General features: G+C 33.9%; 27 protein-coding genes and 1 tRNA gene. 17 read left to right on the forward strand and 11 right to left on the reverse strand.

The window, feature by feature from the left end; all coding sequences use genetic code 11:
- Positions 1 to 52: 52 nt before the first annotated feature.
- Complete coding sequence (locus OS191_RS05420; protein WP_267154705.1) at positions 53 to 463, forward strand: 5' nucleotidase, NT5C type; 411 nt, start codon at positions 53 to 55, stop codon at positions 461 to 463.
- Positions 464 to 595: 132 nt separating this feature from the next.
- On the opposite strand, the gene OS191_RS05425 is transcribed toward OS191_RS05420, so the two are convergent.
- The 5 genes from OS191_RS05425 to OS191_RS05445 all read right to left on the reverse strand — a co-directional run bounded on the left by OS191_RS05425 (position 596) and on the right by OS191_RS05445 (position 5431).
- A complete protein-coding gene (locus tag OS191_RS05425) occupies positions 596 to 907 on the reverse strand; it encodes a hypothetical protein (protein ID WP_267154706.1) in 312 nt (103 codons plus the stop codon).
- Between the two features lie 297 nt (positions 908 to 1204).
- Positions 1205 to 1552, reverse strand: a complete 348-nt coding sequence (locus OS191_RS05430; RefSeq protein WP_267154707.1) for a hypothetical protein — start codon at positions 1550 to 1552, stop codon at positions 1205 to 1207.
- A 282-nt stretch (positions 1553 to 1834) separates the two neighbouring features.
- A complete protein-coding gene (locus OS191_RS05435; RefSeq protein ID WP_267154708.1) occupies positions 1835 to 3478 on the reverse strand; it encodes an SBBP repeat-containing protein in 1644 nt (547 codons plus the stop codon).
- Positions 3479 to 3854: 376 nt separating this feature from the next.
- Positions 3855 to 4121, reverse strand: coding sequence for a hypothetical protein (locus OS191_RS05440; RefSeq protein WP_267154709.1), 267 nt, complete (start codon positions 4119 to 4121; stop codon positions 3855 to 3857).
- Positions 4122 to 4285: 164 nt separating this feature from the next.
- A complete protein-coding gene (locus OS191_RS05445) occupies positions 4286 to 5431 on the reverse strand; it encodes a saccharopine dehydrogenase family protein (protein ID WP_267154710.1) in 1146 nt (381 codons plus the stop codon).
- Between the two features lie 987 nt (positions 5432 to 6418).
- On the opposite strand from OS191_RS05445, the gene OS191_RS05450 reads away from it, so the two are divergent.
- The 12 genes from OS191_RS05450 (at position 6419) to OS191_RS05505 (ending at position 18356) form a co-directional block, all read left to right on the forward strand.
- A complete protein-coding gene (locus tag OS191_RS05450; protein ID WP_267154711.1) occupies positions 6419 to 6886 on the forward strand; it encodes a Dps family protein in 468 nt (155 codons plus the stop codon).
- 88 nt (positions 6887 to 6974) lie between these two features.
- Positions 6975 to 7616: an HdeD family acid-resistance protein gene (locus tag OS191_RS05455; RefSeq protein ID WP_267154712.1), complete on the forward strand. Its 642-nt coding sequence runs from the start codon at positions 6975 to 6977 to the stop codon at positions 7614 to 7616.
- A 38-nt stretch (positions 7617 to 7654) separates the two neighbouring features.
- Positions 7655 to 8401 (forward strand): SDR family NAD(P)-dependent oxidoreductase, encoded by a 747-nt coding sequence (locus OS191_RS05460; RefSeq protein WP_267154713.1) that lies wholly within the window; start codon positions 7655 to 7657, stop codon positions 8399 to 8401.
- Positions 8402 to 8488: 87 nt separating this feature from the next.
- Positions 8489 to 10027: a catalase gene (locus OS191_RS05465; protein ID WP_267154714.1), complete on the forward strand. Its 1539-nt coding sequence runs from the start codon at positions 8489 to 8491 to the stop codon at positions 10025 to 10027.
- A 25-nt stretch (positions 10028 to 10052) separates the two neighbouring features.
- The gene (locus OS191_RS05470; RefSeq protein ID WP_267154715.1) at positions 10053 to 10520 is read left to right on the forward strand and encodes a DIP1984 family protein; all 468 of its coding nucleotides are present in this window, start codon (positions 10053 to 10055) and stop codon (positions 10518 to 10520) included.
- Positions 10521 to 10770: 250 nt separating this feature from the next.
- Complete coding sequence (locus OS191_RS05475) at positions 10771 to 11328, forward strand: NADPH-dependent FMN reductase (RefSeq protein ID WP_267154716.1); 558 nt, start codon at positions 10771 to 10773, stop codon at positions 11326 to 11328.
- A 281-nt stretch (positions 11329 to 11609) separates the two neighbouring features.
- The gene (gene ilvA / locus OS191_RS05480) at positions 11610 to 12854 is read left to right on the forward strand and encodes a threonine ammonia-lyase IlvA (RefSeq protein ID WP_267154717.1); all 1245 of its coding nucleotides are present in this window, start codon (positions 11610 to 11612) and stop codon (positions 12852 to 12854) included.
- A gap of 238 nt (positions 12855 to 13092) precedes the next feature.
- Entirely contained in the window at positions 13093 to 14340 is a 1248-nt protein-coding gene (locus OS191_RS05485; RefSeq protein WP_267154718.1) for an amidohydrolase family protein, read from the forward strand.
- Between the two features lie 44 nt (positions 14341 to 14384).
- Positions 14385 to 15116, forward strand: coding sequence for an MgtC/SapB family protein (locus OS191_RS05490; RefSeq protein WP_267154719.1), 732 nt, complete (start codon positions 14385 to 14387; stop codon positions 15114 to 15116).
- Between the two features lie 58 nt (positions 15117 to 15174).
- A complete protein-coding gene (locus OS191_RS05495) occupies positions 15175 to 16347 on the forward strand; it encodes an MFS transporter (protein ID WP_267154720.1) in 1173 nt (390 codons plus the stop codon).
- A 169-nt stretch (positions 16348 to 16516) separates the two neighbouring features.
- Complete coding sequence (locus tag OS191_RS05500; RefSeq protein WP_267154721.1) at positions 16517 to 17677, forward strand: baeRF7 domain-containing protein; 1161 nt, start codon at positions 16517 to 16519, stop codon at positions 17675 to 17677.
- Positions 17678 to 17756: 79 nt separating this feature from the next.
- Positions 17757 to 18356, forward strand: a complete 600-nt coding sequence (locus OS191_RS05505; RefSeq protein ID WP_267154722.1) for a YceI family protein — start codon at positions 17757 to 17759, stop codon at positions 18354 to 18356.
- Positions 18357 to 18396: 40 nt separating this feature from the next.
- On the opposite strand, the gene OS191_RS05510 is transcribed toward OS191_RS05505, so the two are convergent.
- A tRNA-Met gene (locus tag OS191_RS05510) sits at positions 18397 to 18470 on the reverse strand.
- A 170-nt stretch (positions 18471 to 18640) separates the two neighbouring features.
- On the opposite strand from OS191_RS05510, the gene OS191_RS05515 reads away from it, so the two are divergent.
- Positions 18641 to 19027 (forward strand): START-like domain-containing protein, encoded by a 387-nt coding sequence (locus tag OS191_RS05515; protein WP_267154723.1) that lies wholly within the window; start codon positions 18641 to 18643, stop codon positions 19025 to 19027.
- Positions 19028 to 19081: 54 nt separating this feature from the next.
- The gene (locus OS191_RS05520) at positions 19082 to 19924 is read left to right on the forward strand and encodes an aminotransferase class IV (RefSeq protein WP_267154724.1); all 843 of its coding nucleotides are present in this window, start codon (positions 19082 to 19084) and stop codon (positions 19922 to 19924) included.
- Positions 19925 to 19945: 21 nt separating this feature from the next.
- On the opposite strand, the gene OS191_RS05525 is transcribed toward OS191_RS05520, so the two are convergent.
- From OS191_RS05525 to OS191_RS05545, 5 genes are all read right to left on the reverse strand, one after another.
- Positions 19946 to 20506 carry a YqgE/AlgH family protein gene (locus OS191_RS05525; RefSeq protein ID WP_267154725.1) on the reverse strand — a complete coding sequence of 187 codons (561 nt, stop codon included), beginning with the start codon at positions 20504 to 20506 and terminating at the stop codon, positions 19946 to 19948.
- A gap of 113 nt (positions 20507 to 20619) precedes the next feature.
- Positions 20620 to 20892 (reverse strand): HU family DNA-binding protein, encoded by a 273-nt coding sequence (locus OS191_RS05530; protein ID WP_267148977.1) that lies wholly within the window; start codon positions 20890 to 20892, stop codon positions 20620 to 20622.
- A gap of 194 nt (positions 20893 to 21086) precedes the next feature.
- Positions 21087 to 22034, reverse strand: coding sequence for a methionyl-tRNA formyltransferase (fmt, locus tag OS191_RS05535; protein ID WP_267154726.1), 948 nt, complete (start codon positions 22032 to 22034; stop codon positions 21087 to 21089).
- Positions 22034 to 23935, reverse strand: coding sequence for a RecQ family ATP-dependent DNA helicase (locus OS191_RS05540; RefSeq protein WP_267154727.1), 1902 nt, complete (start codon positions 23933 to 23935; stop codon positions 22034 to 22036). Before OS191_RS05540 ends, fmt begins: the two co-directional genes overlap by 1 nt.
- Positions 23935 to 24477: an AAA family ATPase gene (locus OS191_RS05545; RefSeq protein WP_267154728.1), complete on the reverse strand. Its 543-nt coding sequence runs from the start codon at positions 24475 to 24477 to the stop codon at positions 23935 to 23937. Before OS191_RS05545 ends, OS191_RS05540 begins: the two co-directional genes overlap by 1 nt.
- 158 nt (positions 24478 to 24635) lie before the next feature.
- Between OS191_RS05545 and OS191_RS05550 the strand changes: the two genes are divergently transcribed.
- Together OS191_RS05550 and OS191_RS05555 are read left to right on the forward strand one after the other, a co-directional pair.
- Positions 24636 to 24929, forward strand: a complete 294-nt coding sequence (locus tag OS191_RS05550) for a DUF493 family protein (RefSeq protein ID WP_267154729.1) — start codon at positions 24636 to 24638, stop codon at positions 24927 to 24929.
- Between the two features lie 67 nt (positions 24930 to 24996).
- Positions 24997 to 25644, forward strand: a complete 648-nt coding sequence (locus OS191_RS05555; RefSeq protein ID WP_267154730.1) for a DUF4290 domain-containing protein — start codon at positions 24997 to 24999, stop codon at positions 25642 to 25644.

The raw sequence follows: 25644 nt of genomic DNA on the forward strand, positions 1-25644 counted from the left end.
AAATGTTCAAATAAAATACAAAATTATTTAATTATTCAATAAATTTAAAAAAATGAAGAAAGTGCTATTAATTGATGTGGATGGAGTTTTGGTGGAGTTAGGAGATGGGCCATTTAGTGAAAATAAAAATAAAAAAGACTTTTTTTTAAATAATAAACCAATAGAGGGAGCGGTAGATGCATTTAAAAAATTGGGCCAACTTTATGATTGCTACATTGTATCAACACCAGTGTGGAGTAATCCTTATTGTTGGATGGAAAAACGGATATGGGTTGAAAAACATTTAGGTAGGGATGCTTATAAAAGATTGATACTTACACATAATAAAGACTTAGTAAAAGGAGATTATATCATTGATGATACAAAAAATTATGGAGTTGATAAATTTGGAAAAAAACATATTCATTTTGGAAGTGATACCTTTTTAGGTTGGAAAAATGTTCTAGATTTTCTGTTACATTAGTTAAAGTTGATGGTATGTTATGATGGTTTAATTTTCAACTCTAAAGAAAGCTTAGATATAAATAATTTTAAAACTTACACAGGTTATGAGATGCTGCCAAAAAAGGAAAGAGTAATCAATTAGTTTTATATGTTAATTCTTACTGCAAAGCAGTGTATCAAAATCAACATACAATTGTGTCGAACCATCATCATTTACAGTAACCCATTTATAATTTAAAAGCACATAAGCATTTCCTCCATCCATTTGAACCCATTCATCAATTCCTTTTGCAGCGTTTTTTAGATCATTTTTTGTGGTAAAACCTATAGGAGCAACATATGTTCTGCCTTGCACTAGTAACTTGCACGTGTTACTATTTATAGCTTCCGTTGCTTGTGCTTGCCTAAAAAAAGTTGATTTTGTTAAAGTTGGAAGCGTATTATTCACTTCAACTGGAGTCATTGAAGATGAACATGACCAAAGAAGTAATATCAATATAAAAGTACTGAAGAATATAGTTTTAAGTTTATTCATATTTTTGAATTATTACTTATAGTTTGATAAGTGCTTAAGTACATAACCCGCAAAGTATAGGCTGCACTCCGACTAACTTTTAATATGTTTATTATTAAATTGAAAACCTTAAGTACAACCACAACCTAAAAATGTATAATGCTTATGGATCGCAGACAACGGTTTTTAGATGTATGCTGTGCATCCAAAAACCTTATAATTTGCGGGTTGCTAGCAGTTTCAATATCATTCTTTCTTTAATTTTCTAAAATTGTAAGTATAAAAAGTTACATAAGTTGAGAGAATTATTTGAGTATTAAAGCATTCCCAGCCTTTTTCGGACATATAATTCATCAAATCGACACCACTCTCAAATTCCTTCACCTTTTTAATAATTTCTTCTTTGTCATTTACTTCTACAGTATATTTACTTCCAAAGTTTATGTCGGTTTCTTTGTGTTTTCCAGTAGCTGCAAATTTAACCGACCCTTCTGCATAAATATAATTTGTGGTTTTATCACTTGTTTGGGAATACATTTTATTTGAAACATTCATTAAAAATAAAAGGCTAAATACCATTAAAATTTTTTTCATTGTAATATAATTAAGTTAAGTGCTTACTTCTGTTTCAAGTCTTTTTTCAGCTTATCCGACTTTATTAAATTCTTTAAAATTGCTCACAGCAACAATTGAATACAGGCAATTGTTTGTTTTCAAATTGTTATTCAAACTGCTTAAATCAAGCATATATAATTACGAAATTAGGATTAATATAAGATAGTTCTTATTCAAGTATTTTAGTAAAAAATAAATAGATTTCTGTTTGCCTGCCTGTTGGTAGGCAGGTTTTTTAACTCAGTTCTTTGTTAGCAAATGTTATTTTTTTACAATCCTCATTATCTTCTGGCTATTCTGTGTTTTTATAGTTAAGAAATAGATTCCTTTTGTATTTGGTAATTCAAGGATTTCCTTAGTTAAGGAACTATAAGTTTGTATTTTAAGTATTTTTCCTAAAACATCAGTTATAATAAACTGAACATTATTTACTGTTCGACTAAAATTGATGTTTATTATACCTTCTGAAGGGTTGGGGTAAGCAATTACTTTAATGTTATTACTAATCTCTTGTACTCCTAAATTACTTTGACTCATTTTCTGAACAAAGACATCATAATTCCCTAATGAAGTTAAGTCATTAGTGCCCAAATCAGGGTCAAAATCTGCTGTGCCACTAAATGCACCTACAGTATAAAGGTTTTCGGAAGTGTCTAAAGCTATTGATATACCAGAATCACTATTAACGCCTCCAAAGGATTTTACCCAAAGGAAATTACCATTTGTATCCATTTTCTGAACAAAGACATCCCCAGCTCCTCCAGATGTTAAGTTGTTGATTCCAGTTCCTGGATCAAAATCTACAGTTCCATAAAAATAACCTATCAGATAAAGGTCTCCAGAAGCACCTATAGCTATTGAAGTACTGCCATCTTGATCAGTTCCTCCGAAGGATTTTGCCCAAAGGAAATCTCCATTTGCATCCATTTTCTGAACAAAGACATCCCTACTTCCTGACGCTGTCAAGTTACTTATTGACGTCCCTGGATCAAAATCAACAATACCTTCAAAATATCCCGTAGTATAGACATTTCCTGAAGCGTCTGTAATTATTGAACTACCACCTTCATGATCATCTCCTGTAAGGGATTTTGCCCAAAGGAAATTCCCATTTGCATCCATTTTCTGAACAAAGACATCATCATACCCATTTCCCCCTGTCAAGATACTAATCCCTGATCCTGGATCAAAATCTCCTGAACCTCGAAAATATCCTGTAGTATATACATTTCCGGAAATATCTAAAGTTATAGATTTGCCTTCACTATATCCCGAACCTCCAAATGATTTAGCCCAAAGAAAACTACCGTTCGTATCCAACTTCTGTACAAAAACACCTCTAGTTCCATACGCTGTTAAGTTGCTTATTCCTGTTCCTGGATCAAAATCAACAGTACCTTGAAAATATCCTGTAGTATATACATTTCCAGAAGTATCAACAACTATTGAGAAACCAATGCATATTAAAGATGATTCTAAAAAATTTTCCCAAAGGATATTGCCATTGGAGTCCATTTTCTGCACAAAAACATTTCCATTAAATTCTCCTGTGATATAGATATTGTTAGAAGTATCCAAAGCTATTGAGTAGCCAATATTACTAGTAGAAGATCCTCCAAAAGATTTTGCCCATTGAAAATTGCCATTTGCATCCAACTTCTGTACAAAAATACCTTCATACCCTGACGCTGTTAAGTTGCTTATTCCTGTTCCTGGGTCAAAATCTACAGTGCCTTGAAATAAACCTGTAGTATACACATTTCCCGAAGCGTCTACAGCTATTGAGTAACCAACATCAATATTTGTTTCTCCAAAAGATTTTGCCCATTCCAATGATTGAGAATATATAGTGTTGAACCCTAGAAAAAAGGTTGTAAAAATGAGTGCCTTTAAATTTATTTTCATATTAATTTTTTGTTTTCAGTGTGCTAATATTTGCTAACAATTTGATATAGACAATTGTACATTTCCCAAATGTTATTCAATCTACTAATATAATCCCTTTATGTTAAATTATATATAAGTAGTACTACGTATTTTAACAATTAGCAGTGTATTCAGTGAGAATAAATGGTAAAATAAGAAGATTCTAGAATGTTTTATTACGGTTTTCCTTAAAGAGTATAAAACGAGTATTTAATTTCTTTGGTCTCTAAATCAAAATAAGGGGTAGCACCATTTTCATTTTTAGGTAAATTCTATATTGTATGATATCGTTTTAGTTTAGGTGCAATTGCAGCAATATTTCCTTTAGTAGCAGGTTTGTTTAGCATTGGTGTTGCTAACTTTTAAAGCTATCAGTGAACAATGAACCAGCAGTTGCATTTCCAATTCCTGAAGCACTCATTTTCTCTACTTTATTAACTGATTGTTTTTCTAATTCTGGTTTATCAGTTTTTATTGGCTCCAAATTAGTTAAAACTTTAGTTGAATTTTTTGCATGATGGGCTTTAGATCTGCAACTATTACCACAGAATTTTTGTACGCGACGTCTTGTTGGTTCAAATTCTTTAAAACAATACTCACAATGATAAAATTCTTTTTCCATTAATTTTGCGTTAAATGAACGTTCGCTTGACGTACAATTCTTTTTTAATCTTTGGTTTTGGTTACAAATGACATCATTTATAGTCGGATGACTTATAATGCGGTCATCTATTAAAACTTTTTATTATGTTTTTTTTAAGCTGCCATGAACACTTTCTAAAAAAGTTATTTCACCTCCCCATAAACCCGTTTTATAAAGTCGCCTTTTAAAAAAGCAGCTGCATCCAATTGACTTTGAAGGACGATGCCTTTGGTTTTAGTTTCCAATAACCAGCTAATTGCCTGGATTAATGGGGTGGCCGTACTGGTTTGGATGGCTCTTAGGGTGTGTTTCCCTACCTGTTGCGGGTGTATGCGTTTGGCAATTTCTTGTCTGCGTAAGGTGCCCGAGGCATCTTTCCCTTCCACAGCCGCATAGATAACAATTTGATCGTCTTGGATATGTGGGATTTCTGTTTGCATGATTTGTTGCAGGTCTGAAATAAGGGTTTCGCTCTGTTTTAAACTTTTTAATTGGTTCTCTACCCATCCGTAATGTCCAGGATGTCTTAGGGTTTTATAATCCAGACGTTTTACTTTGCCACTAAGCGCATCGGGTAAATCGGCAGCCCCACCCGAAGTGAGATCCTCTTCGTAAGGAATGTCATCAATAATAAGTTGTCCTCTTTCGGAAAGTGCCGGAAGGGTGGTTTTTTTATAATCGCGGATGACGATGCAGTCTTTTAAATATTCTGTAGCCACGCCCACAGGACTCCAGGTAAAGCCATAATAATGTGGTGGGATGGCGTGATTGGTCAGGGCGCCCACTTTTAATTCCAGGGTGTCCACTTGTTCCACTTCATACTGCTTACAAAAATTTTGAAACATATAGTTTGCCAGAACATCTATATAACCAGGAGCTAGCCCCGTTTGTAGTACGAATCCGGTTTGGGCGTCTTTGGCCAGGTTGATAATCTGATTGGTTTCAGCCACATACTCCGTAAGATTGGCATAATACAGTTGATGGTCTTTAGCCATTTGCGCCATATTTGGAGCCAGGCTACCCGGTAAGCAATCGAGCAGAGCATCGCCTTTTTCAAAAACGCTGTGCATGTTGTTATTAATGGTCTTAGCATCCAGGAAGAAGGCATGCACCTGGCAGGATTTTGTGGAACCGTTTTTAATCCAATCTGCTACACTTTGGGCTTTAGTTAGATCTTGGTCGCCAATATATATGGTAGGTGTTATGGCACTCCACTCTGCCAAAATTAGACCTACAGCTTCTGCGATGCCACCTGCACCAGCAATAATGATGTGATAAGGATGTTTCATAGTAATTGTTTAAAGATTAAAACAAGTTAAGAAGAATTCGGTGAAAAAAATAGGACTCTAGTTAAGAATTCCGTGGGAAGGGCGTGATTTAGCAAAAGCGCCTAGTTAAAGCGAAATGGATGAGGTAGGACTGATGGCATTCGATGATGGGTTTTGAAGCTATAAGCCATCCGTTTAGGTTTTCTGTGCTCTCTTCGGGGTATAGGGGAATGGAAAGAAGGTAAAGCAACTAAGCCAGGAAAATGGTTTAGAGTGCGCTAAGCGGTGGTTTTAAAAAGCTTTTATTACACATAAATAAATACTCAGGTAGTCAACCTATATGCGCTTATTCGGAATAGATGTTATAAATTTAAATTCTGTTATGAAGTGACAAACTAATTTGCAAGCTCTGCTACTTTTTATATGGGATGAGAATGCCCGAAATTTGACTGAACCGAATGAAAAGAAAAACGCCATGTCGGCAGTGCGTAAAATTAATTGTAAGTGCAAGCCTATTTACACGCCTGTCGGTGGGGTAGGTTCGGTATTTTTTTGCTAACTTAGGTGCATAAGCAGGTAACTAATCAGATACTATAACTGAAAGAAGGACCATAAAAAATTAAAGAAATAACTGGCTATGGTGTTGATTTGTTTATAGATGCTGCAGGAGTTCAAGCATCCTATGACACTAGAATTCGAATTCTATGAAATGGAGGAACAGTCGTATTAGTTGCTTTATTTTCAAAAGAGGTGACGCAGGATGCTTTAGACCATGTATTAAGAGAGTTAACTGTTAAGGGAATCATCGGATATCGTACTATTTTCCCAGACGTAATTGTATTAATCAACAGCGGACGATTGCCAGTGGAGAAACTACTTACAAATGTTATATCTTTAGATGAAATTATAGAAAAAGGATTTTAGGCACTAATAAAAGACCCTTCGGAAGTAAACATATTAGTGGACCTAAACAAGTAAATATTAATTAACAATTTAAAACAAAACAAGATGACAAATTTTATTGGATTGGATAAAGAAAAATCCCAAGTATTGGCAGAAAAGTTAAATGAACTATTAGCAGATTATTCTATTTTTTATCAAAACATAAGAGGGTATCACTGGAATATTACTGGAGATAAGTTTTTTGAACTTCACGACAAATTTCAAGAAATGTATGAAGATTTATTCGTAAAAATAGATGAAGTTGCGGAGCGAATTAAGACCCTTGGTCATACACCAAATCATCAGTTTACTGATTATCTAAAGCTTTCGAAAGTAAAGGAAAGTACTGAAGTGTCGGATGGAGTAAAAGATGTGAAGGACACCTTAGAGTCCTTAAAAATAATTATTTCACTACAACGAGAAATTCTTGATTTATCGGATGACGCAAATGATGAAGGTACAAATGCCTTGATGAGTGACTATATTAGCGAGCAGGAAAAACTAGTTTGGATGTACACAGCCTATATAAAATAATTACTATTTCTAAAAAGGTTCAGGTTCGGGAACCTGAACCTTTTAAAATTATATTTGGTACTATTATTAACAAACACTATAAAAAGCTATGGAAACCTCACTTTTAAAAACAATTAAAAACACCATTAAACATTGGTATATTCCTTTACTCGTGGGGATAATTTTTATCATCGTGAGTATTATAGCCTTTACATCTCCGGTAGGTTCGTTGTTGACATTATCCTTACTTTTTGCATTATCATTTTTATTTAGCGGAATCTCAGAAAGTGTTTTTGCATTGGCAAATAGAAATCGACTAGATACTTGGGGCTGGTCTTTAGGCTTCGGTATACTTACGTTTTTAGTTGGAGTTTTATTATTACTTAAACCAGAATTATCCATGGCTGCTTTGGCATTTTACATTGGTTTTATAATCATGTTTCGTTCCATATCTACCATCGGTTTTGCAATGGATGTTAAAAAATATGGAAGCAAAAACTGGACAGGGCTTTTAATCATAGGTATCCTTGGTACCATCGTATCATTTATACTTATTTGGAATCCACTTTTCGCAGGATTGAGTTTGGTCGTATTAGTAGGTATAAATTTCCTTTTCGCTGGACTTCTAAGTGTTTTTCTATCATTTCAACTTAGAAAGTTACATAAATCTTCTAAAAAGATATCAGCAGAATTAGTTAAAAAATATGATGATCTTATGATAGAAATTCGTAATGAATGGGATAATTACTAATAATTAGGGTCAGAATTTAATTTTAAAACATAAATATTTTGAAACATTTAAAAGATAAGGTCATACTAATAACAGGAGGCGCAGCAGGAATAGGTGGTGCAATGACTACCGAATTAACAGAAAGAGGAGCTTGTGTTGTGGCTGTTGACTTAAATGAAGACGCAGGACAGCAAAAAGTAGCTTCTAATCCTGAGCAGATTGCCTTTTTAAAAGGAGATATTTCAAAAGCGTCTGTTGCAGAAGAAGCGGTTGCTTTAGCTATATCTAAATTCGGAAAATTAACAAGTCTGGTTAATAATGCCCATGCCTCTAGACAAAAACCACTACTCGAATTAACTGAAGCCGATTGGGAGTTATCTATGAACACCGGCTTAAAAGGCACTTTAAACTTTATGAAAGCTGCTTATCCAGCATTAAAGAAAACCAAAGGATCTATCGTTAATTTTGGTTCTGGTGCCGGATTATTAGGTCAGAAAAATCAAGGTAGTTATGCAGCAGCCAAAGAAGCCATTAGAGGTTTATCCCGTGTAGCAGCAAATGAATGGGCAGATGACGGAATACGTGTAAATATTGTTTGTCCGCTTGCATTTACAGAAGGCGTAAAGCAATGGAAAGAGAATTTCCCTGAGCCATATGAAGAAATTATCAGTAAAAACCCAATGGGTCGTTTTGGAGATCCTCAAAAGGATGTCGCACCTATTGTAGCCTTTTTATTGAGTGAAGACAGTCAGTATATGACGGGTCAAACGCTTATGGCTGATGGTGGAGATATAAAATTAAGATAGGGAACATAAAACAATTTGACTATAAGAGATTATTCAACTTAAAATAAAAGATACCAGATTTATGTATCACTTTAAAACAAATCAAAAATGGAAGCAAATAAACCAAAATTAACAAGACAAACTGGCGCACCAGTTGGAGATAACCAAAATGTACAAACCGCAGGACCAAGAGGGCCAATGCTTATGCAAGATGCCTGGTTTTTGGAAAAAATGGCCAATTTTGATCGTGAGGTCATTCCCGAAAGACGTATGCACGCCAAAGGCTCTGGCGCTTTCGGAACCTTTACAGTGACTCACGATATATCTAAATATACCAAAGCCAAAATTTTTAGCGAAGTAGGTAAAAAAACCGAAATGTTCAGCAGGTTTTCTACCGTTGCTGGAGAAAGAGGTGCAGCCGATGCAGAAAGAGATATTAGAGGTTTTGCTCTTAAATTTTATACCGAAGAAGGTATTTGGGATTTAGTAGGAAATAATACCCCTGTATTTTTCTTTCGTGATCCAATGAAATTTCCAGATTTAAATCGTGCGGTTAAGCGCGATCCAAAAACGAATTTAAGAAGTGCTAATAATAACTGGGATTTCTGGACTTTATTACCAGAATCTTTACACCAAGTAACCATAACTATGAGTGATCGTGGTATTCCAAAAGGGTACAGGCATATGCACGGTTTTGGTAGTCATACCTTTAGTTTTATCAATAAAGACAATGTAAGACATTGGGTAAAGTTTCATTTTGTGAGTCAGCAAGGCATTGAAAACTTATCTGATGAAGAGGCTATGAAAATAGTTGGGATGGACAGAGAGTCGTCACAAAGAGATTTATTTGATGCTATTGACAAAAAGGATTTTCCAAAATGGAAGCTATTTGTTCAAGTCATGACCGAAGCCGAAGCAAAAACCTATCGTTTTCATCCTTTCGATTTAACAAAAGTATGGTCTAAAAAAGATTTTCCGTTGATTCCTGTGGGCGAATTTGAACTCAACAGAAACCCAGAAAACTATTTTCAAGATGTAGAGCAAGCAGCTTTTAATCCTTTGAACGTTGTTCCTGGTATTGGCTTTTCGCCAGACAAGATGCTTCAAGGACGATTGTTTTCTTATGGTGATGCACAACGTTACAGGTTAGGTGTGAATCATTATCAAATTCCTGTAAACAAACCAAGCTGTCCGTATCATTCCAATCATAGAGATGGAACGATGCGAGTAGATGGAAATCATGGAGGCACCTTGCATTATGAGCCTAACAGCTATGGCGAATGGCAAGAACAGCCAGATGCAAAAGAGCCAGCTTTAGAGTTAAGTGGAGCTGCTTATGCACATAATTTCAGGGATGATGATGAAGATTATTTTACACAACCAGGCGATTTGTTCCGCATTATTAAAGCTGATGGCAAAGAGCAGTTGTTGTTTGATAATACCGCAGCACAAGTAGGTGGCGCAGAAAAATTCATTCAAATTCGTCATATAAGAAACTGCTTTAAAGCCGATCCCGAATACGGACAAGGTGTTGCAAAAGCTTTGGGGTTAACTATGGAAGAGGTAAATGATTTTGATTTGACACCTTATAATAAATGGGCACCAAAACCAGATAATAATCCAATCTCTAAATGTCCGAGACATTAATTTTAAAAAAAATATAATCGCATAAATGGAAGATGACAATAAAAAAATGAAACTTGCCGAAGCGCTTTTATTAAGAGCTGATTTAATGAAGAAAATTGAGCATCTTCAAAATAGAATCAGACCTGTTCTTATTGTATCGGACGACAAAAAGCCACAGGAAGATCCAAGTAAGTTATTGGCCCAATTGCGGAAAGCCATTCAAGATTTAGAAACTTTGGTAATCAGAATCAACAAGACCAATAACGAAACCCAAATTAAAGGCGAAGGTTCGTTAATGGAAGCATTAGCTAAACGTGATTCCTTAAAAATGCTATCTGAAAAATTAAGACATATTAGGTTCTCTGCTCAAATAAATAATAGTGGCGAAGCTAATCTTAAAACTACTATTGATATTAAGAAGTTACAAGCTGAAATGGATCAAACAGGAAGAGCCTTTAGAGAGCTTGATAGTAAAGTCCAAGAGATTAATTGGCTGACAGAATTAAAAAAATAAAATTTAGCCTTCGGGCGGAATGATTGGGGCGAGTGCCAGCCCTTTTTTGTGGTAGGTTTTCGGGGCAAATGGAAAACTTTACCACCCAGAGCTGCTTGGGTTGTGGCAAACATGTACAATTTAGGACCCATTACCGCTTACAAGTTACAAGCGTATTCTTTAAAATTTACTACCAGGTACTGACCAATCATTCTTTTATCTAAAACTGATTAATTGGAATTTGATTTTAATAACTTCAATACAAATCATTATGAAAAAATATAAAATAGCAGTCATCGTAGGAAGTCTTCGTAAAGAATCTTTCAACTTAAAAACAGCCAAAGCCATGATGGGAATGGCACCAGAATCATTATCAATGGAATTATTGGATATTTCAGGTCTTCCAATGTTCAATGAGGACTTAGAGGCCAATCCACCAAAAGAATGGGTATCATTAAAAGAAAAAATTAGTGCAGTCGATGGACTTTTATTTTTTACACCAGAATACAACCGTTCCGTACCAGCAGTTTTAAAAAATGCTATAGATGTTGCTTCTCGTCCTTATGGAGATAATTCATGGGATGGAAAACCTGCTGCAATTGTAAGTGTTTCCATTGGAGCTATTAGCGGCTTTGGAGCTAACCACCATTTAAGACAATCCTTAACTTTTATTAACGTCCCTACTATGGCGCAACCTGAAGCATATATTGGAGGTGCTGCTGATCTATTTGATGACAATGGAAATCTAATTACTAATTCTACTAAAGATTTCTTAAAGAGCTTTATGCAATCATTTGAAAAATGGGTTGATACTAACGTACAGAAATAGAGAAAGTAAGGTTAAAATATATAATAAGGTTCAATTAATGAGCCGTGAAAAAAAGTTTTTTTAAAACTAAAGTTTATCGCCTTTCAGGGGTTGCAGATGATTAACTCTTTTGGCAACTAATACTTGGGAAGAAGGTAAGAGATATAAAATTGAGTTAATTGTAAAACAAACTAATCTAAAACCTTAGATATACTTTGACAAACTAATTTTTGTAGCATAGATACATTTAACCGGCCATTGAAAACGACATTGGGAATTTGTAAATTTAAAATTAATAAATTATGAAATTACTAGATAAAATATACCAAGCCAGTGAGCGGATAAAAAATATTGCTGTACATACTCCATTAACGATAAATGAAAACTTGAGTGAAGAATTTACTGCTCAAGTTTATTTGAAACGCGAAGATTTACAACCTGTTCGCTCCTACAAATTAAGGGGAGCTTATAATAAAATGGTGTCACTTTCTGAGAAAGAAAAATCAAAAGGGATCGTGTGTGCAAGTGCCGGTAATCATGCCCAAGGAGTTGCATACGCCTGTAATAAACTAAACATCAAGGGGACAATATTTATGCCTGTTACAACTCCGACACAAAAAATAAAGCAAGTAAATCTTTTTGGTAAGGATAAAGTAGAGGTTGTTTTAAAAGGCGACACTTTTGATGAAGCATCCGTAAAAGCCCATCAGTTTTGCAAAGAAGTTGGAGCTGTTTTTATTCATCCTTTTGATGATGAAAAAGTTATTGCTGGACAAGGAACCATAGGATTAGAACTTTTAGAAGACAGTCCTGTTCCTATTGACTATGTATTTGTGCCTATTGGAGGAGGAGGGGTGGCAGCAGGAATAATTACCGTGTTTAATAAATTGGGTCCAGAGACCAAAATTATAGGAGTGGAACCCGCCGGAGCGGCATCCATGAAAACTTCTTTGGAAAAAGGAGAAAATACTACGTTGGAGGAGATTGATAACTTTGTAGATGGAGCTGCCGTTGCTCGTGTGGGAGAACACACTTTTGAAATTTGTAAAAACGGTTTGGAAGATATTATTGTTGTTCCTGAGGGAAAAGTTTGTACCACGATATTGCGAATGTATAATGAAGAGGCTATTGTTGTGGAACCAGCAGGGGCTTTAACGATTTCAGCACTTGATTTTTACAAGGATCAAATTAAGGGTAAAAACGTGGTCTGCGTTGTAAGCGGAAGTAACAACGACATTACTCGGATGCAAGAAATAAAGGAAAGATCCTTACTCTACGAAGGTTTTAAACATTACTTTTTGGTGCAATTTCCTCAACGTCCCGGGGCCATAAAAGATTTTGTAAATGATATTTTAGGACCGAATGATGACATTGTATATTTTCAATATACTAAAAAAAACAATCGAGAAAGTGGTCCAGCTGTAGTGGGGATTGAGTTGAAGGATCCAAAAGACCTGTTAAGAATTGAGCAGCAACTAACCCTAAGAAAATTCGTTTATCAATATTTGAACGATAGTACGGATTTCTTTGTTATCCCAATTTCATAAATTAAATTATTTGCTTAAAAAACACTAATAATTCAATAAGAAATATTTTGACAAAAAGATAGATATAAATGCGAATGATATTCGTAGGGGTTTTATCTAAAAGGTTCAATTGCCACGCATAAATATTGTTAGAAGTATAATTTTATAATGATTAGGGATCACGGTTAACCAACATCGGAGGTAACGTATTTTGTAGTTCATTTAATTCTATTTTAATAATCATCTAAATAACACCAAAATGAAAAAAAAGTTTTTTAACGCGAAAATTTATCGCAACGAAGATGCAACTGAATTGATTGTTGAAAATGGTAAAATCACACAAATAGGCATAAATTTACCTATATGTGATGAAGAAATAGACCTCAAGGGAAAACTCGTATTGCCACCTTATGTAGATCCACATTTACATTTAGACTATGTATATACTTTGTCTGAACTAGGACAGGAAGGTGCTGGTTCTGGCACCTTGTTTGAAGCCATTGAATTATGGCCACAATTTAAAAAGACACTAACAGTAGAAAGTGTCAAACGATTGGCTATGAAAGGAATTCAAGACGAAGTTTCACAAGGGGTACAACATATCCGTACACATATTGATGTTACCGACCCTAACTTTACTGCACTAAAAGCTATGTTGGAAATGAAACAAGATCTTAAGGCTATTGTTGATATTCAAATCGTAGCTTTTCCACAAGAAGGTATGTATATGTACAAAGGTGGACGTGAACTGGTTGAGGAAGCACTAAAAATGGGAGCAGATGTAGTAGGAGGCATTCCACATTACGAACCCGCTAGAGAGTTTGGAGAAAAATCGGTTCACGATATTGTTGAGCTAGCCTTAAAATATGATAAACTGATTGATGTGCATTGTGATGAAACCGATGATCCGCATTCACGCTTTGTAGAGCTATTAAATGCACTTGTATATATGGAAGGTTATGGTAGCAGAACTACAGCAAGTCATACCTGTTCGTTCGGTTCGGCAGATGATTCTTATGCCTTTAGAATGATGGACATATTTAAAAAGAGTCATATAAACTTCATCTCATGTCCAACAGAAAACGTGTATTTACAAGGGCGTCAAGACACCTATCCTAAACGTCGTGGATTAACAAGGGTGAAAGAATTTATCGAATCTGGAATTAACGTTGCTTTTGCGCAAGATTCCATTAACGACCCATGGTATCCAATGGGTAACGGAAATATGATGAATATTCTGGATAACGGAATTCACCTGGCTCAAATTATGTCTAAAAAAGATGTAGAAACAAATTTCGATTTAATCACCTATAACGGAGCACGTTGTTTACATATTCAAGATACGTATGGTTTAGAAGTTGGTAAGGCAGCAAATTTCATTGTATTAAATGAAACGTCTGTTTATGATGCGATTCGCAGAAGGGTCGATGTATTGGCCTCTGTACGAAATGGAGAGTTCTTATTCCGTAAAAAAGAAACCGCATATGATGTTCCTTTGAAGTTTTAATTAATATTTTTTGGCAATAATTATTAATAATAAGTAAAAATACTATGGATGGATTTGTAGATATTACCGAATATGCTCTACGTATTGGCACTGCCGTTTTGTTGGGTGGCATAATTGGATTTGAGAGACAGTGGCGACAAAAAGATGCCGGATTGCGAACCAATACTCTCGTTGCAATTGGAGCTGCATCATTTGTATTACTTTCAGTAGACCTCTACCATATTTCTGGTGGAGATCCTGGTAGAATTACGGCACAAATAGTTACAGGTATCGGTTTTATTGGTGCTGGAGTTATAATGAAAGACGGATTTGCAGTGAGAGGACTAAATACAGCGGCGACCATTTGGTGTTCTGCAGCAGTTGGTGCCTTAGTGGGTATGGGCTTTTTTCTTGAAGCATTGATTACCACTACAGCAGTTGTTATATCACATTTAATTCTAAGACCGATAAGTATTAGATTATCAAAACTATCATCATATAGTAAAAAGGAAGTTAAAGAAACTTTTTACCAGGTTTCTATTAAATGCCCTTTAAACATAGAATCACATGTTCGACTTTGGTTATTAAGTTACATTGATACCAACAATCAACTATTAGTACGTTCCATTACTAGAAACGTTTTTGAATCAAATTTGAAAGACGTAGAAATTCAGGTAGAAGTTGCAACCATAGGAGAGCAGGAAGATTTGTTAGAAAACTTGGTTACTAACCTGATAATAAAACAGGAAGTAAGTCATGCAGGTTGGAAGTTGATAGGTCAAGAAACTGAGTTTTAGATGTTCACTTTCTTTAGATTGACAAATAACTAAACTTAACTCAAAAATAATTAGCAATATGAGCACAATAAATTTAAAGAGTCAAACCAAACGTGTTTTTCCTTGGCTGATTATGATTTTAATGTCGTCCGTAACTTTTGTAGGAATACTGTCAGAATTAATGCCTTCAGGGGTGCTTCCTCTTTTGATGGAGGATTTGAATATCAGTGAGGTACAAACAGGAAATCTGGTAGGTTACTACGCCATCGCTTCAGCTATTTTTGCGATTCCACTAATTTCATTAACCATGCAATTCAACCGGAAATATCTGTTGCTCATTTTGCTTGGTGGATTTGCTATTTCCAATATCGTTTCAGGACTTGTACACGATTATACAATAATTATTATTTTAAGAGTTATTGGTGGTATTTGTGCCGGTGTTATGTGGCCAATGATTGCAGCTTATGGTATGCGCCTGGTAAATGAAAAGGATCACGGAAAAGCCATAGCAGTCATTATGGCTGGAACCACATTGGGAATTAGTATTGGAATGCCAATAATGACTTCCATTGGAAATGATTATGGCTGGAGAACCGAATTTATTGGTTTAGGTGCTTTTATTCTTCTTATTGCCATAGTTAGTTTCTTTGCTTTGCCTTCTGCACCTGGAGAAAAACTATCTAAAAGTTCTTCACCTTTTGCACTATTAAAAATACCAGCAGTTTTGCTAATTCTTTTGCTTACATTACTAGGTGTTATTGCGCATTATGGTGTTTATGTCTATATCACAAGTCTTGTTGATGACATTCAGTTGGCTGGAGGTGTAGAAAGTGCCTTATTGTTTTTTGGAATAGGATCTTTGATTTCGGTATTATTGGCCATAAAATTCACAGATACATATTTAAGATTGCTAACCATTTTAATGTTTGCATTACTTATTATTTCGATGGTTATTTTTCTAATATTTGGTGGCACAAAAGGTATGGGACATTTTGCCTTCTTTTTATGGGGAGTTTCTTTTGGTCCATTAGTAACCTTATTGCAAGCTGGCGTGAGCAGACAGGTAGAAACTGCAAAAGATGTGGCCACATCTGTTCAGTCTTCGGTATTTAACTTATCCATAATGATTGCATCGTCTGTTGCAGGATTACTGCTAGGAATGTATTCGCCCATGAGCCTGGTGTATTTTGCAATAGTATTATCGATACCAGGAATGGTTATAGCTTTTTTTTCGAAAAAGACACTGAGTTAAAAAGCTTGTATTTAGTCAATTAAAAGCCTAAATATTACTTAAAGCAGTAGGTTAATTGCAAAGTGTTTAATATCTTTAAAACAGACCTGTTTTGGCAAAAAAACAGTCATGTTTAAAATGGTGCTACATCACTAAATTAATTTTTTATTAATTATCTAAATTTAAAACTATGTCACTAATAACTAAAAAAGAAATTGTTGAATTGCACGAGATAAATCAGGATACTTGTATTTCAATTTTTATCCCAACACATAGAGGAGGAAAAAAAGTCTTACAAGAAGAGGATACCCTATTTTTAAAAAACCAATTGAAAGATGTCAAACAAAAGTTAGAACAAAAAGGGCTCAATGGCGATGTCATTAATACATTGACCAAACCTGTACAGGATTTAATTGATGATTCTTCTTTTTGGCGCGAGCAATCTGATGGTCTTGCTATCTTTTTAGCCGATGGTTTTTCTCAAGTTTATACAGTGCCTGTATATTTTAAAGAATTTAATTACATATCGAATTCATTTTATTTAAAACCCTTAATGCCATTGTTTGTTGACGATGGAGAATTTTACTTACTATCGCTTGAAAGACGTAATGTAAAATTATACGATTGTACACAGCACAGTTTCACGGAACTAATAATTGATGATTTGATACCAGAAAGTAAACGAGATCGTGTAGGTTTTGATTATGAAGAAAAGAATCTACAATTTAGATCAGGAGGTACTGGTCAAGCTGGTCAGGCCATGTATCATGGTCAGGAGGCAGCTACAGGAGCAAGAAAAAACGAAATAAAAAAATATTTAAGAGCTATTAACGATGGTATTGCACCACTTATTAGAGAAGAAAACAAGCCCATGTTAGTTGTAGCACAAGATCCGCTCTTTGACATTTATAAAGAAGTTAATACATATTCAAATTTACATGAAGAAAATATATCAACCGATTTTAGTAATACAGATATTTTCGAGATTCATGAGTTGGCTTGGGAGAAAATAGCTCCATTATTCGATCAAAAAAGAAAAGATAAAATAGCACAATTCCTTGAAGAACAAGGTACTGGTAAAACAGCTATTGGTATTGATAAAGTATTAATTGCAGCTTTTGAAGGGAAGGTTGATACGTTATTTTGTGAAAACAAAGCGGATATTTTTGGTAATTATATTGAAGAAAACAACTCCATAACGGTTACCCAAAGTGAAGAAAATGACAGCAGCATATCCTTGATGAATGTTGCTGCCATAAAAACTTTTTTGAATGGTGGAGATGTTTATTTGTTAGATAAAGAAGATATGCCAAATGCTAATTCAAGAGTCAATGCATTGTTTCGATATTAATAGCTGAAAAACCATTTTGTGGCAATGAATCAATTAATAAACCACATTAAAGTATTATTAACTTTTAAAATTAATTACAATGAAACATTTTATAACATTCATCGCAATAGCTTTCTTTTCGGTAAGCACATTTGCACAAACGCCATGGAAGGTAGATTCTTACCATTCCTCATTAAATTTCAATATCTCACATTCAGGAATTAGTATAGTGAATGGAAAATTCTTGGATTATACAGGAAGCTTAACCACAAATGGAGAGGCGCTCAATACTGCAAGTTTTGATTTTACGGTACAAATAGAAAGTATCAATACAAATGTAGAAAATAGAGATAATCATTTAAGAAGTGCCGACTTTTTCGATGCTGAAACATATCCTGAAATGACTTTCCAAAGTTCTAAAATCTTAGCAACAGGAAAACCAGATAGTTATTTATTGTACGGTAAACTGACTATAAAAGGCGTTACAAAAGATGTGGTTTTTGATGTGCACTATGGGGGAATAGCCAAAAGTGAACAAGGCGAAAAATTAGGAATGAAAGCCGAAACAACCATCAATAGATTTGATTATAATATTAATTACGATCCGGCTGCTGCAGGTATTGGAAAAGAGGTAAATATGCGTTTCTTGACTTTTTTTTATGCCTTTTCGCTATTGTGCGAGCACAAGCTTAAGGCATAAAAAAAAGCCCAGCACCTTTGTGCTGAACTTTTTACTATTGTAGCGAGAACGAGAATTGAACTCGTGACCTCCGGGTTATGAATCCGACGCTCTAACCGACTGAGCTACCTCGCCATAACTAAAAAAGCTATTCAGAATTACCCCTAACACGCCTTTTTAACGGCTGCAAATATATAAACAAATTTAAATAGAGCAAACATAAACTTGTATTAATTATTATTAAAAATAGTTTTATAACTTATTAATTAATGTATATATTGAGCACTTATAATATAAATGATACAATGGACGAAAAAATTAAATTTGAAATGGAGTTTCCCATTCATGCTTCCCCTCAATTACTTTACCAATATATCTCTACGCCTTCGGGTTTATCTGAATGGTTTGCAGAAAATGTAAATTCTCGTGGAGAGCTTTTTAAATTTATTTGGGATGGAGTTGAAGAACATGCAAAACTTGTAAGTAAAAAAAGTGGGGAACGCATTAAATTTAAATGGTTGGCAGATGAAGAGTCATCGTATTATTTTGAAATAAAAATTCAAGTAGATGAAATCACAAAAGATGTCAGTATTATAGTTACAGATTTTTCAGAGCAAGATGAGGTTGAAGAAACTAAAATGTTGTGGGAAAATCAGATTTCCGATTTAAAACAGGTATTGGGATCTGCTTAGTAGATTTTTACTTTATTAACTTATATTTGTCCCGAATTTATTTCGGGATTTTTTATGGTCAATTTTAATGGGACACTTACAGATACAAAACAAATTATTTCAAGCTCAAATAGAGGGTTTAATTATGGCGATGCGCTTTTTGAAACTATAAAGGTCTCTCACGGAAACATCTTTTTCTGGGAAGATCATTATTTTAGATTGATGGCTTCCATGCGAATTCTTAGAATGGAGATTCCTATGAATTTTACCATGGAATACCTTCAAGAACAGATACTTGAGCTTGTTAAAGGAAAGGGTTTGATAGATAATACTGTTAGAGTTAAGTTGTTTGTAAACAGAAAAGAAGGAGGTCTGTATTTGCCAGACACAAATAACATCGATTATATTATTTCAGCTAAACCTTTGGACAACGATTTCTACCTGCTAAATACCTCTATATATCAAGTAGATTTGTACAAAGATTTTTACGTAGCACCAGGATTATTATCTACACTTAAAACAAATAATAAGGTGTTGCATGTCGTTGGAAGTATTTATGCAAATGAAAATAAACTACAAAATTGTTTTATTTTAAACACCAATAAACAGGTAGTGGAAGCTTTAAATGGGAACATATTTCTTGTAAAAGGTATGCATATAAAAACACCTCCATTAACAGATGGTTGTTTAAAAGGTATTATGAGAAAGCAACTTATGGAAATTATCAAACAAATACCAGAATATACTTTGGAAGAAGCTTCTATTTCACCTTTCGAATTGCAGAAAGCTGACGAAATATTCATTACAAACGTGATTTCCGGAATTCAGCCTGTAACTAATTACAGAAAAAAAGCATTTAATAATGAAGTTTCAAAAAACTTACTTCAAAAATTAAATATGAAAATACGATTACAGTAAAATACTTTAGGAATACAATTGTCAGTTAGCGCTTGGGTTTTCAGGTGCATTAGACCAAATACTATATTCTTCACCTAATTCCACCATTTTTTCTTTCCAGAAAAACTGATAATCTTTTTCAATAATAGATTTCTTATGGACGTTCTCAGTAACAACCCATGAATTAGTTTTTAATTCCTCTTCCAATTGGTTGGCATCCCAACCAGAATATCCAAGGAAAAAACGGATATTATTTTCACCTAGTTCATTATTGGCAATTAATTCGGCAACTTTATCGAAATCGCCACCCCAATAAATACCTAATGAAATTTCAATACTATCAGGAATTAATTCTGGAACTTTATGGATAAAATATAAATTATCCTGTTCAACAGGACCTCCGTTATAAATTTTAAATTTAGCTTTAACTTCAGGAATTAAGTCCTGAATGTTATAGTCTAAAGGCTTATTTAAAATAAAACCTATAGAGCCTTCTTCGGTGTGGTCTGCTAACAATACTATAGAACGATTAAAAGAAGAATCTCCTATAATGGATGGTTCTGCTATTAACAAATCACCTTTCTTGGGTTTGATTGTAATCATAGCTTTCGAGGATTAATAATTAAATGTAATAAATTTTTTTTTAACTACAAATAGATATAAATAAAAAAAGCCTTCAAATAATGAAGGCTTTTTGGATATTCAAGAAGTTAAAACTAGTTAACAGCACTAGATAAATCTGAACCAGCTTTAAACTTAACAACGTTTTTAGCTTTAATTTGTATTGTTTTTCCTGTTTGAGGGTTTCTTCCTTCTCTTGCAGCTCTTTTAGAAACTGACCAAGATCCAAATCCTACTAAAGAAACTCTATTTCCTTTTTGTAAAGCACCTTCAATTTCAATTAACGCACATTCTAAAGCTTTTTTTGCAGCTGCTTTAGTAATTCCTGCGTGTTCTGCCATAGCATCGATTAAATCTGATTTGTTCATAATTTTAATTTTAATTATTAATAAATTGTTTGGTTAAACATTTTTTTGTTAAATCCTTTACAAATTTATACGGATTCTTAAACCATGCAAGTAATAGCAAGGGAAATACATCATATTGTTAATAACTTAACCCATTTGTTAATAAAGACAGTGCATTTCGTCGATGATTTCAAGAAATGAGCAAGAATGAGGGTTTAGAGCATTTTTGCAGATGATTCAAAAGTATATCCATTTAAAAGTGACTTCGCATCCATTTTTCGCTTTCCTGGAAGCTTCAATTCTAAAATATTTATAAAACCTTCATTTACTGCTACTTTAATTTCTGTTTTAGAAATTATAAGTTCACCTAAAGGTAATTGGTGTCCTTCTTCCTCTATTTTAGTCGTATATACTTTAATATCTAAAGTATCTTCTCCATTCTTTAAGTAACACCAGGCTGACGGATGAGGGCTTAAGCCTCTAATTTTGTTATATATATTGATACTAGTGTCAGCCCAATCAATTTTACAATTGTCTCTATGCAGTTTATAAGCTGTTTTAGAACCTTCCGTTTGAGGTTGAGATTGCGTAGTTATTGTATCACTTTCTATTAGTTTTACAGTCTCCATTACAAGTTCGCTTCCTGCATGCATGAGCTTATCATGTAATATGCCAGCATTATCTGTGGTTTCTATGGCTATTTCTTTTTGAAGTATAATGTCGCCTGTATCTATTTTTTCATCTATAAAAAAGGTGGAAACCCCTGTTTTTGTTTCACCATTAATAATCGCCCAATTTATTGGAGCTGCACCACGATAGTCTGGTAATAAGGACGCATGAAGATTAAAAGTGCCATATTTTGGTTGCTCCCAGACTGCTTTAGGTAACATTCTAAAAGCAACAACAATTTGCAAATTGGCGTTTAAAGCTTTTAGTTCGGCAATAAAGTCTTCATTCTTTAAATTGGTAGGCTGCATGATATGAAGCCCTTGAGATTTTGCATAAACCTTTACAGCACTTTCATTTAGTTTTCGTCCTCTTCCAGCAGGCTTATCTGGAGCTGTAATAACACCAACAACCTGATGTTTGTTCTCTACTAAGGTTTTTAAAATGGAAACAGCAAAGTCTGGAGTTCCCATAAATACAATTCTTAAATTGGTCATTATAAATATAATTTGTAGGTATTTTTGTTTGTAATGGTAATTAATTGATGCTCTAAAAGCAAGGTAAGGATCTTTTTTAATTCAGCTTCTGTACAAGGTAATTGCTTCATTAAATCTCTAGAGCTTAAATCGCCTGCTTCTAAAAGTGTTAATATTTCAGATTTAATTGCAATAAGATCGGTTTTTACTGGTTTCTTGTTTTTTGTGATACACACGGAGCAAATACCACAATCTTTCAAGTTTTTCTCACCAAAATAGGAGAGTAGCTGTATGCTTTTACACGTTTTGTCATTTTCAACATAATCAATAACAGCATGTACTTGTTTGTATTTTAAGTTGTTTTGCTGTTCGATATAATGTGAAATTCTATAAATGGCATTATCGTCTTCTCTTGGTTGTAAATAAGTAATTTCAGAATCTGTAGTGGACAGATTCAAACTGATGATTTCATCTTTCTCCAATTGTTTTAAAGCTTTAAAGAGTTTGTCTTCGGAAATTGATGCTTTTTCAGAAACCAATAAACTGTTTATTTTAATCTCATGCTCAAAGATGCCTCCATAAGTTCTTAATATGGTTTTAACAATGATGCTTAAATCTGGATGTGTTTCTAAATAGGTAAATAAGGCACGATTGCTAATAATAAATTGAATAGTAGTTTTTTTGTTGAACTGCTTCGACAGACTAATAATACTTGTTCTATCTAATAATTGTAAGGTATTATAAGCTAAAAGGCTGTTTAATTGATAAGTTTTACAAAAAGCATTAAAATTAAAATCGAATAAGATATTCTGTCCTTCTCCATAGGAGACCTGAAAGTAATTACTAAGTTTTCGGTAAATATGTTTTACGTCCTTAACCGTTGGAAGCACATTTAAAAACTGGTTTTTTACTAAGAGCAAATCACTTTTATTTTTTAAAATAACAGCAAAAGATTTATCGCCATTTCTACCAGCTCTTCCAGATTCCTGAAAATAACTTTCAATGCTTTCTGGTAAATTAAGATGAATAACGGTTTTAACATCTGGTTTGTCAATTCCCATTCCAAAGGCATTGGTAGCAACCATCACTTGCTTTTGGTTGTTTATCCATTGATTTTGATGTGCGTCTTTTAGTTTGTTGGACAATCCTCCATGATAAATAGTTGCAGAAATACCTTTTTTGTTTAGAAATTCTGAAATTTCTATGGTTAACCTTCTACTTCGAACATAAATAATAGAGGACTGAGGGTTTTTTTTTAAAATGGTTTCTAATCTGTAATGCTTATCGTCTTCATTGAAGACCATATAAGCAATATTAGTTCTTTCAAAAGATTGTTTGAAAATTTTAGGCTGAATAAAATCCAGTTCCTCAATAATGTCTTTAATGACTTTTGGAGTTGCTGAAGCCGTAAGTGCAATACAGTTTACAGAAGGTTGAATTTGTCGTAATAACTCAATGTTTTTGTAGGCTGGGCGAAAATCGTTTCCCCATTGAGAAATACAATGTGCTTCATCTACTGCAATTAAATTTACATCCATTTGCTTGATTCTATCTTGAACCAATTCTTGCTGAAGTCGCTCTGGAGACAAGTACAGAAACTTATAATTTCCATAAATGCAATTGTCTAAAAGCGTATCTAGTTCGCTGTTGGAAATACCACTTGTAATGCTTAAGGCTTTAATTCCTTTTTGTTTTAATGAGTTCACCTGGTCCTTCATTAAAGCAATTAAAGGAGACACAACAATACAAATACCATCTTTTGCTAAGGCAGGAATTTGAAAACACAACGATTTTCCTCCACCTGTTGGTAATAAAGCAAATACATCTTCACCTTCCATAACAGCTTCAATAATATCTTCTTGAAGCGGCCTAAAGGAAGTAAAGTTCCAATAGCGTTCTAATATGTTTATAGGATGCTGCATTACAGCTTTTTTAAAGTGTCTAATAAGTAATCAACCCTGTTTTCAATAGTATCAAACGGAATGTTTATTAAATTATAATTGTATTTTTTATAGGTGTTTAAAAGTTGTTCGTGAATAATAGCAGCTTGTTCAAAATTCTCATAACGTTCTCCGTCGCTAATAAAAATCTCTTGCCAAGGCGCTAAAACAAATACTTGATGGTATTTATACGTATTGCAAGCAGCTACAAACTTGTTAGGATAGGTTTCGTTGGCATAATCCATATATGCCAAAACGTCTGGAACACCTCTGTCTATAAAAACAACGTTCGAGACCATGTTTTTGGCTTCTTCATATTGCTTTATTCTACCTTCCAATAAGCGCTCGCTAAACAAAAGAGGCTTAGTCAAAAAAAGCTGTTCCACCCCTTCTTTTCTAGCTTCCAGAGTAATTTGTCTAGAAATTTCTTCAAGACAAGTGTAGCCTCTTCTTTTTAATTCGTTGATTAAAGATGTTTTTCCTGTTCCTGGTCCTCCAGTAATAACAATTTTTTTCGAGTTCAAATTGGCAAGATTTTAGCTGTAAAAATCGTAATTTAAATCTTAAATAAAAAATGCTACCGAATATAGTATCTTTACAAACTTAAAAGACAAGTTAAAAGAGAAGCTTATTTTGTGGTAAAAAATAGCGATATCAAGCTTAAAAAGAAGAACTAAAAGAAATGAACGAAAACAAAAAACCCGAAGAGTTTTACGAAAAATTAAAATCTCAATTATATGATACCTCCTCATGGCCATCTGAATACTTATACAAGTTTATTGTAAAATCTGAAGTCAGCAAAGTGCAGGAGTTAGAAGAACTTTTTAATCATTTAGGAGCTGTAATTAAAACAACAGAATCTAAAAATGGTACCTACACAAGTGTTTCTATTAATGTAAAAATGAAGAATCCGGAACAAGTAATAGAAAAATATAAGGAAGTAGCAGAAAAAGTGGAAGGCGTTATTAGTCTTTAGTTTTTTTTCGTACTTTGCGCATGCATAATTAACTTCGTGCATAATATTTAACTCTACACATTTTATTTTGATAGATAATTTAGAATACAACACAGAACGTGAGCATTTAATCATTCCTGAATATGGACGTCATATGCAGAAAATGATAACCTATGCAAAAACACGAGAAACTAAGGAAGAACGCAATAAAGTAGCTCATGCCATTATTTCGGTTATGGGAAACATGCAGCCACATTTACGTGATGTGCCAGATTTCCAACATAAACTTTGGGATCAATTGTTTATAATGGCCGATTTTGAAATAGATGTAGATTCTCCATACCCAGTGCCTTCAAAAGAAGAATTGTATGCAAGGCCAGAGGTTTTAAAATACCCACAAAACTTTCCAAAATACAGGTTTTACGGGAACAATATAAAAACCATGATTGATGTAGCTTGTACTTGGGAGGAGGGCGAATTAAAAGATGCTCTAGCCTATACCATTGCAAATCACATGAAAAAATGTTTTTTAAACTGGAATAAAGATACGGTTGAAGATGATGTTATTTTTGGGCACTTACGGGAATTATCTGGAGGTCAATTAGACCTTAAAAATGCAGACGAAGATTTAACAGATGCTAGTAGTTTAATGAGAAGTAAGAAAAAATACAGCTCAAATACCAAAAAATCGCATCACAAAAAAAGTAGTACTAACAGAACAAGAAAACGTTATTAA

The organism is Xanthomarina sp. F2636L (genome assembly GCF_026410195.1).
Taxonomy (GTDB): Bacteria; Bacteroidota; Bacteroidia; order Flavobacteriales; family Flavobacteriaceae; genus Xanthomarina.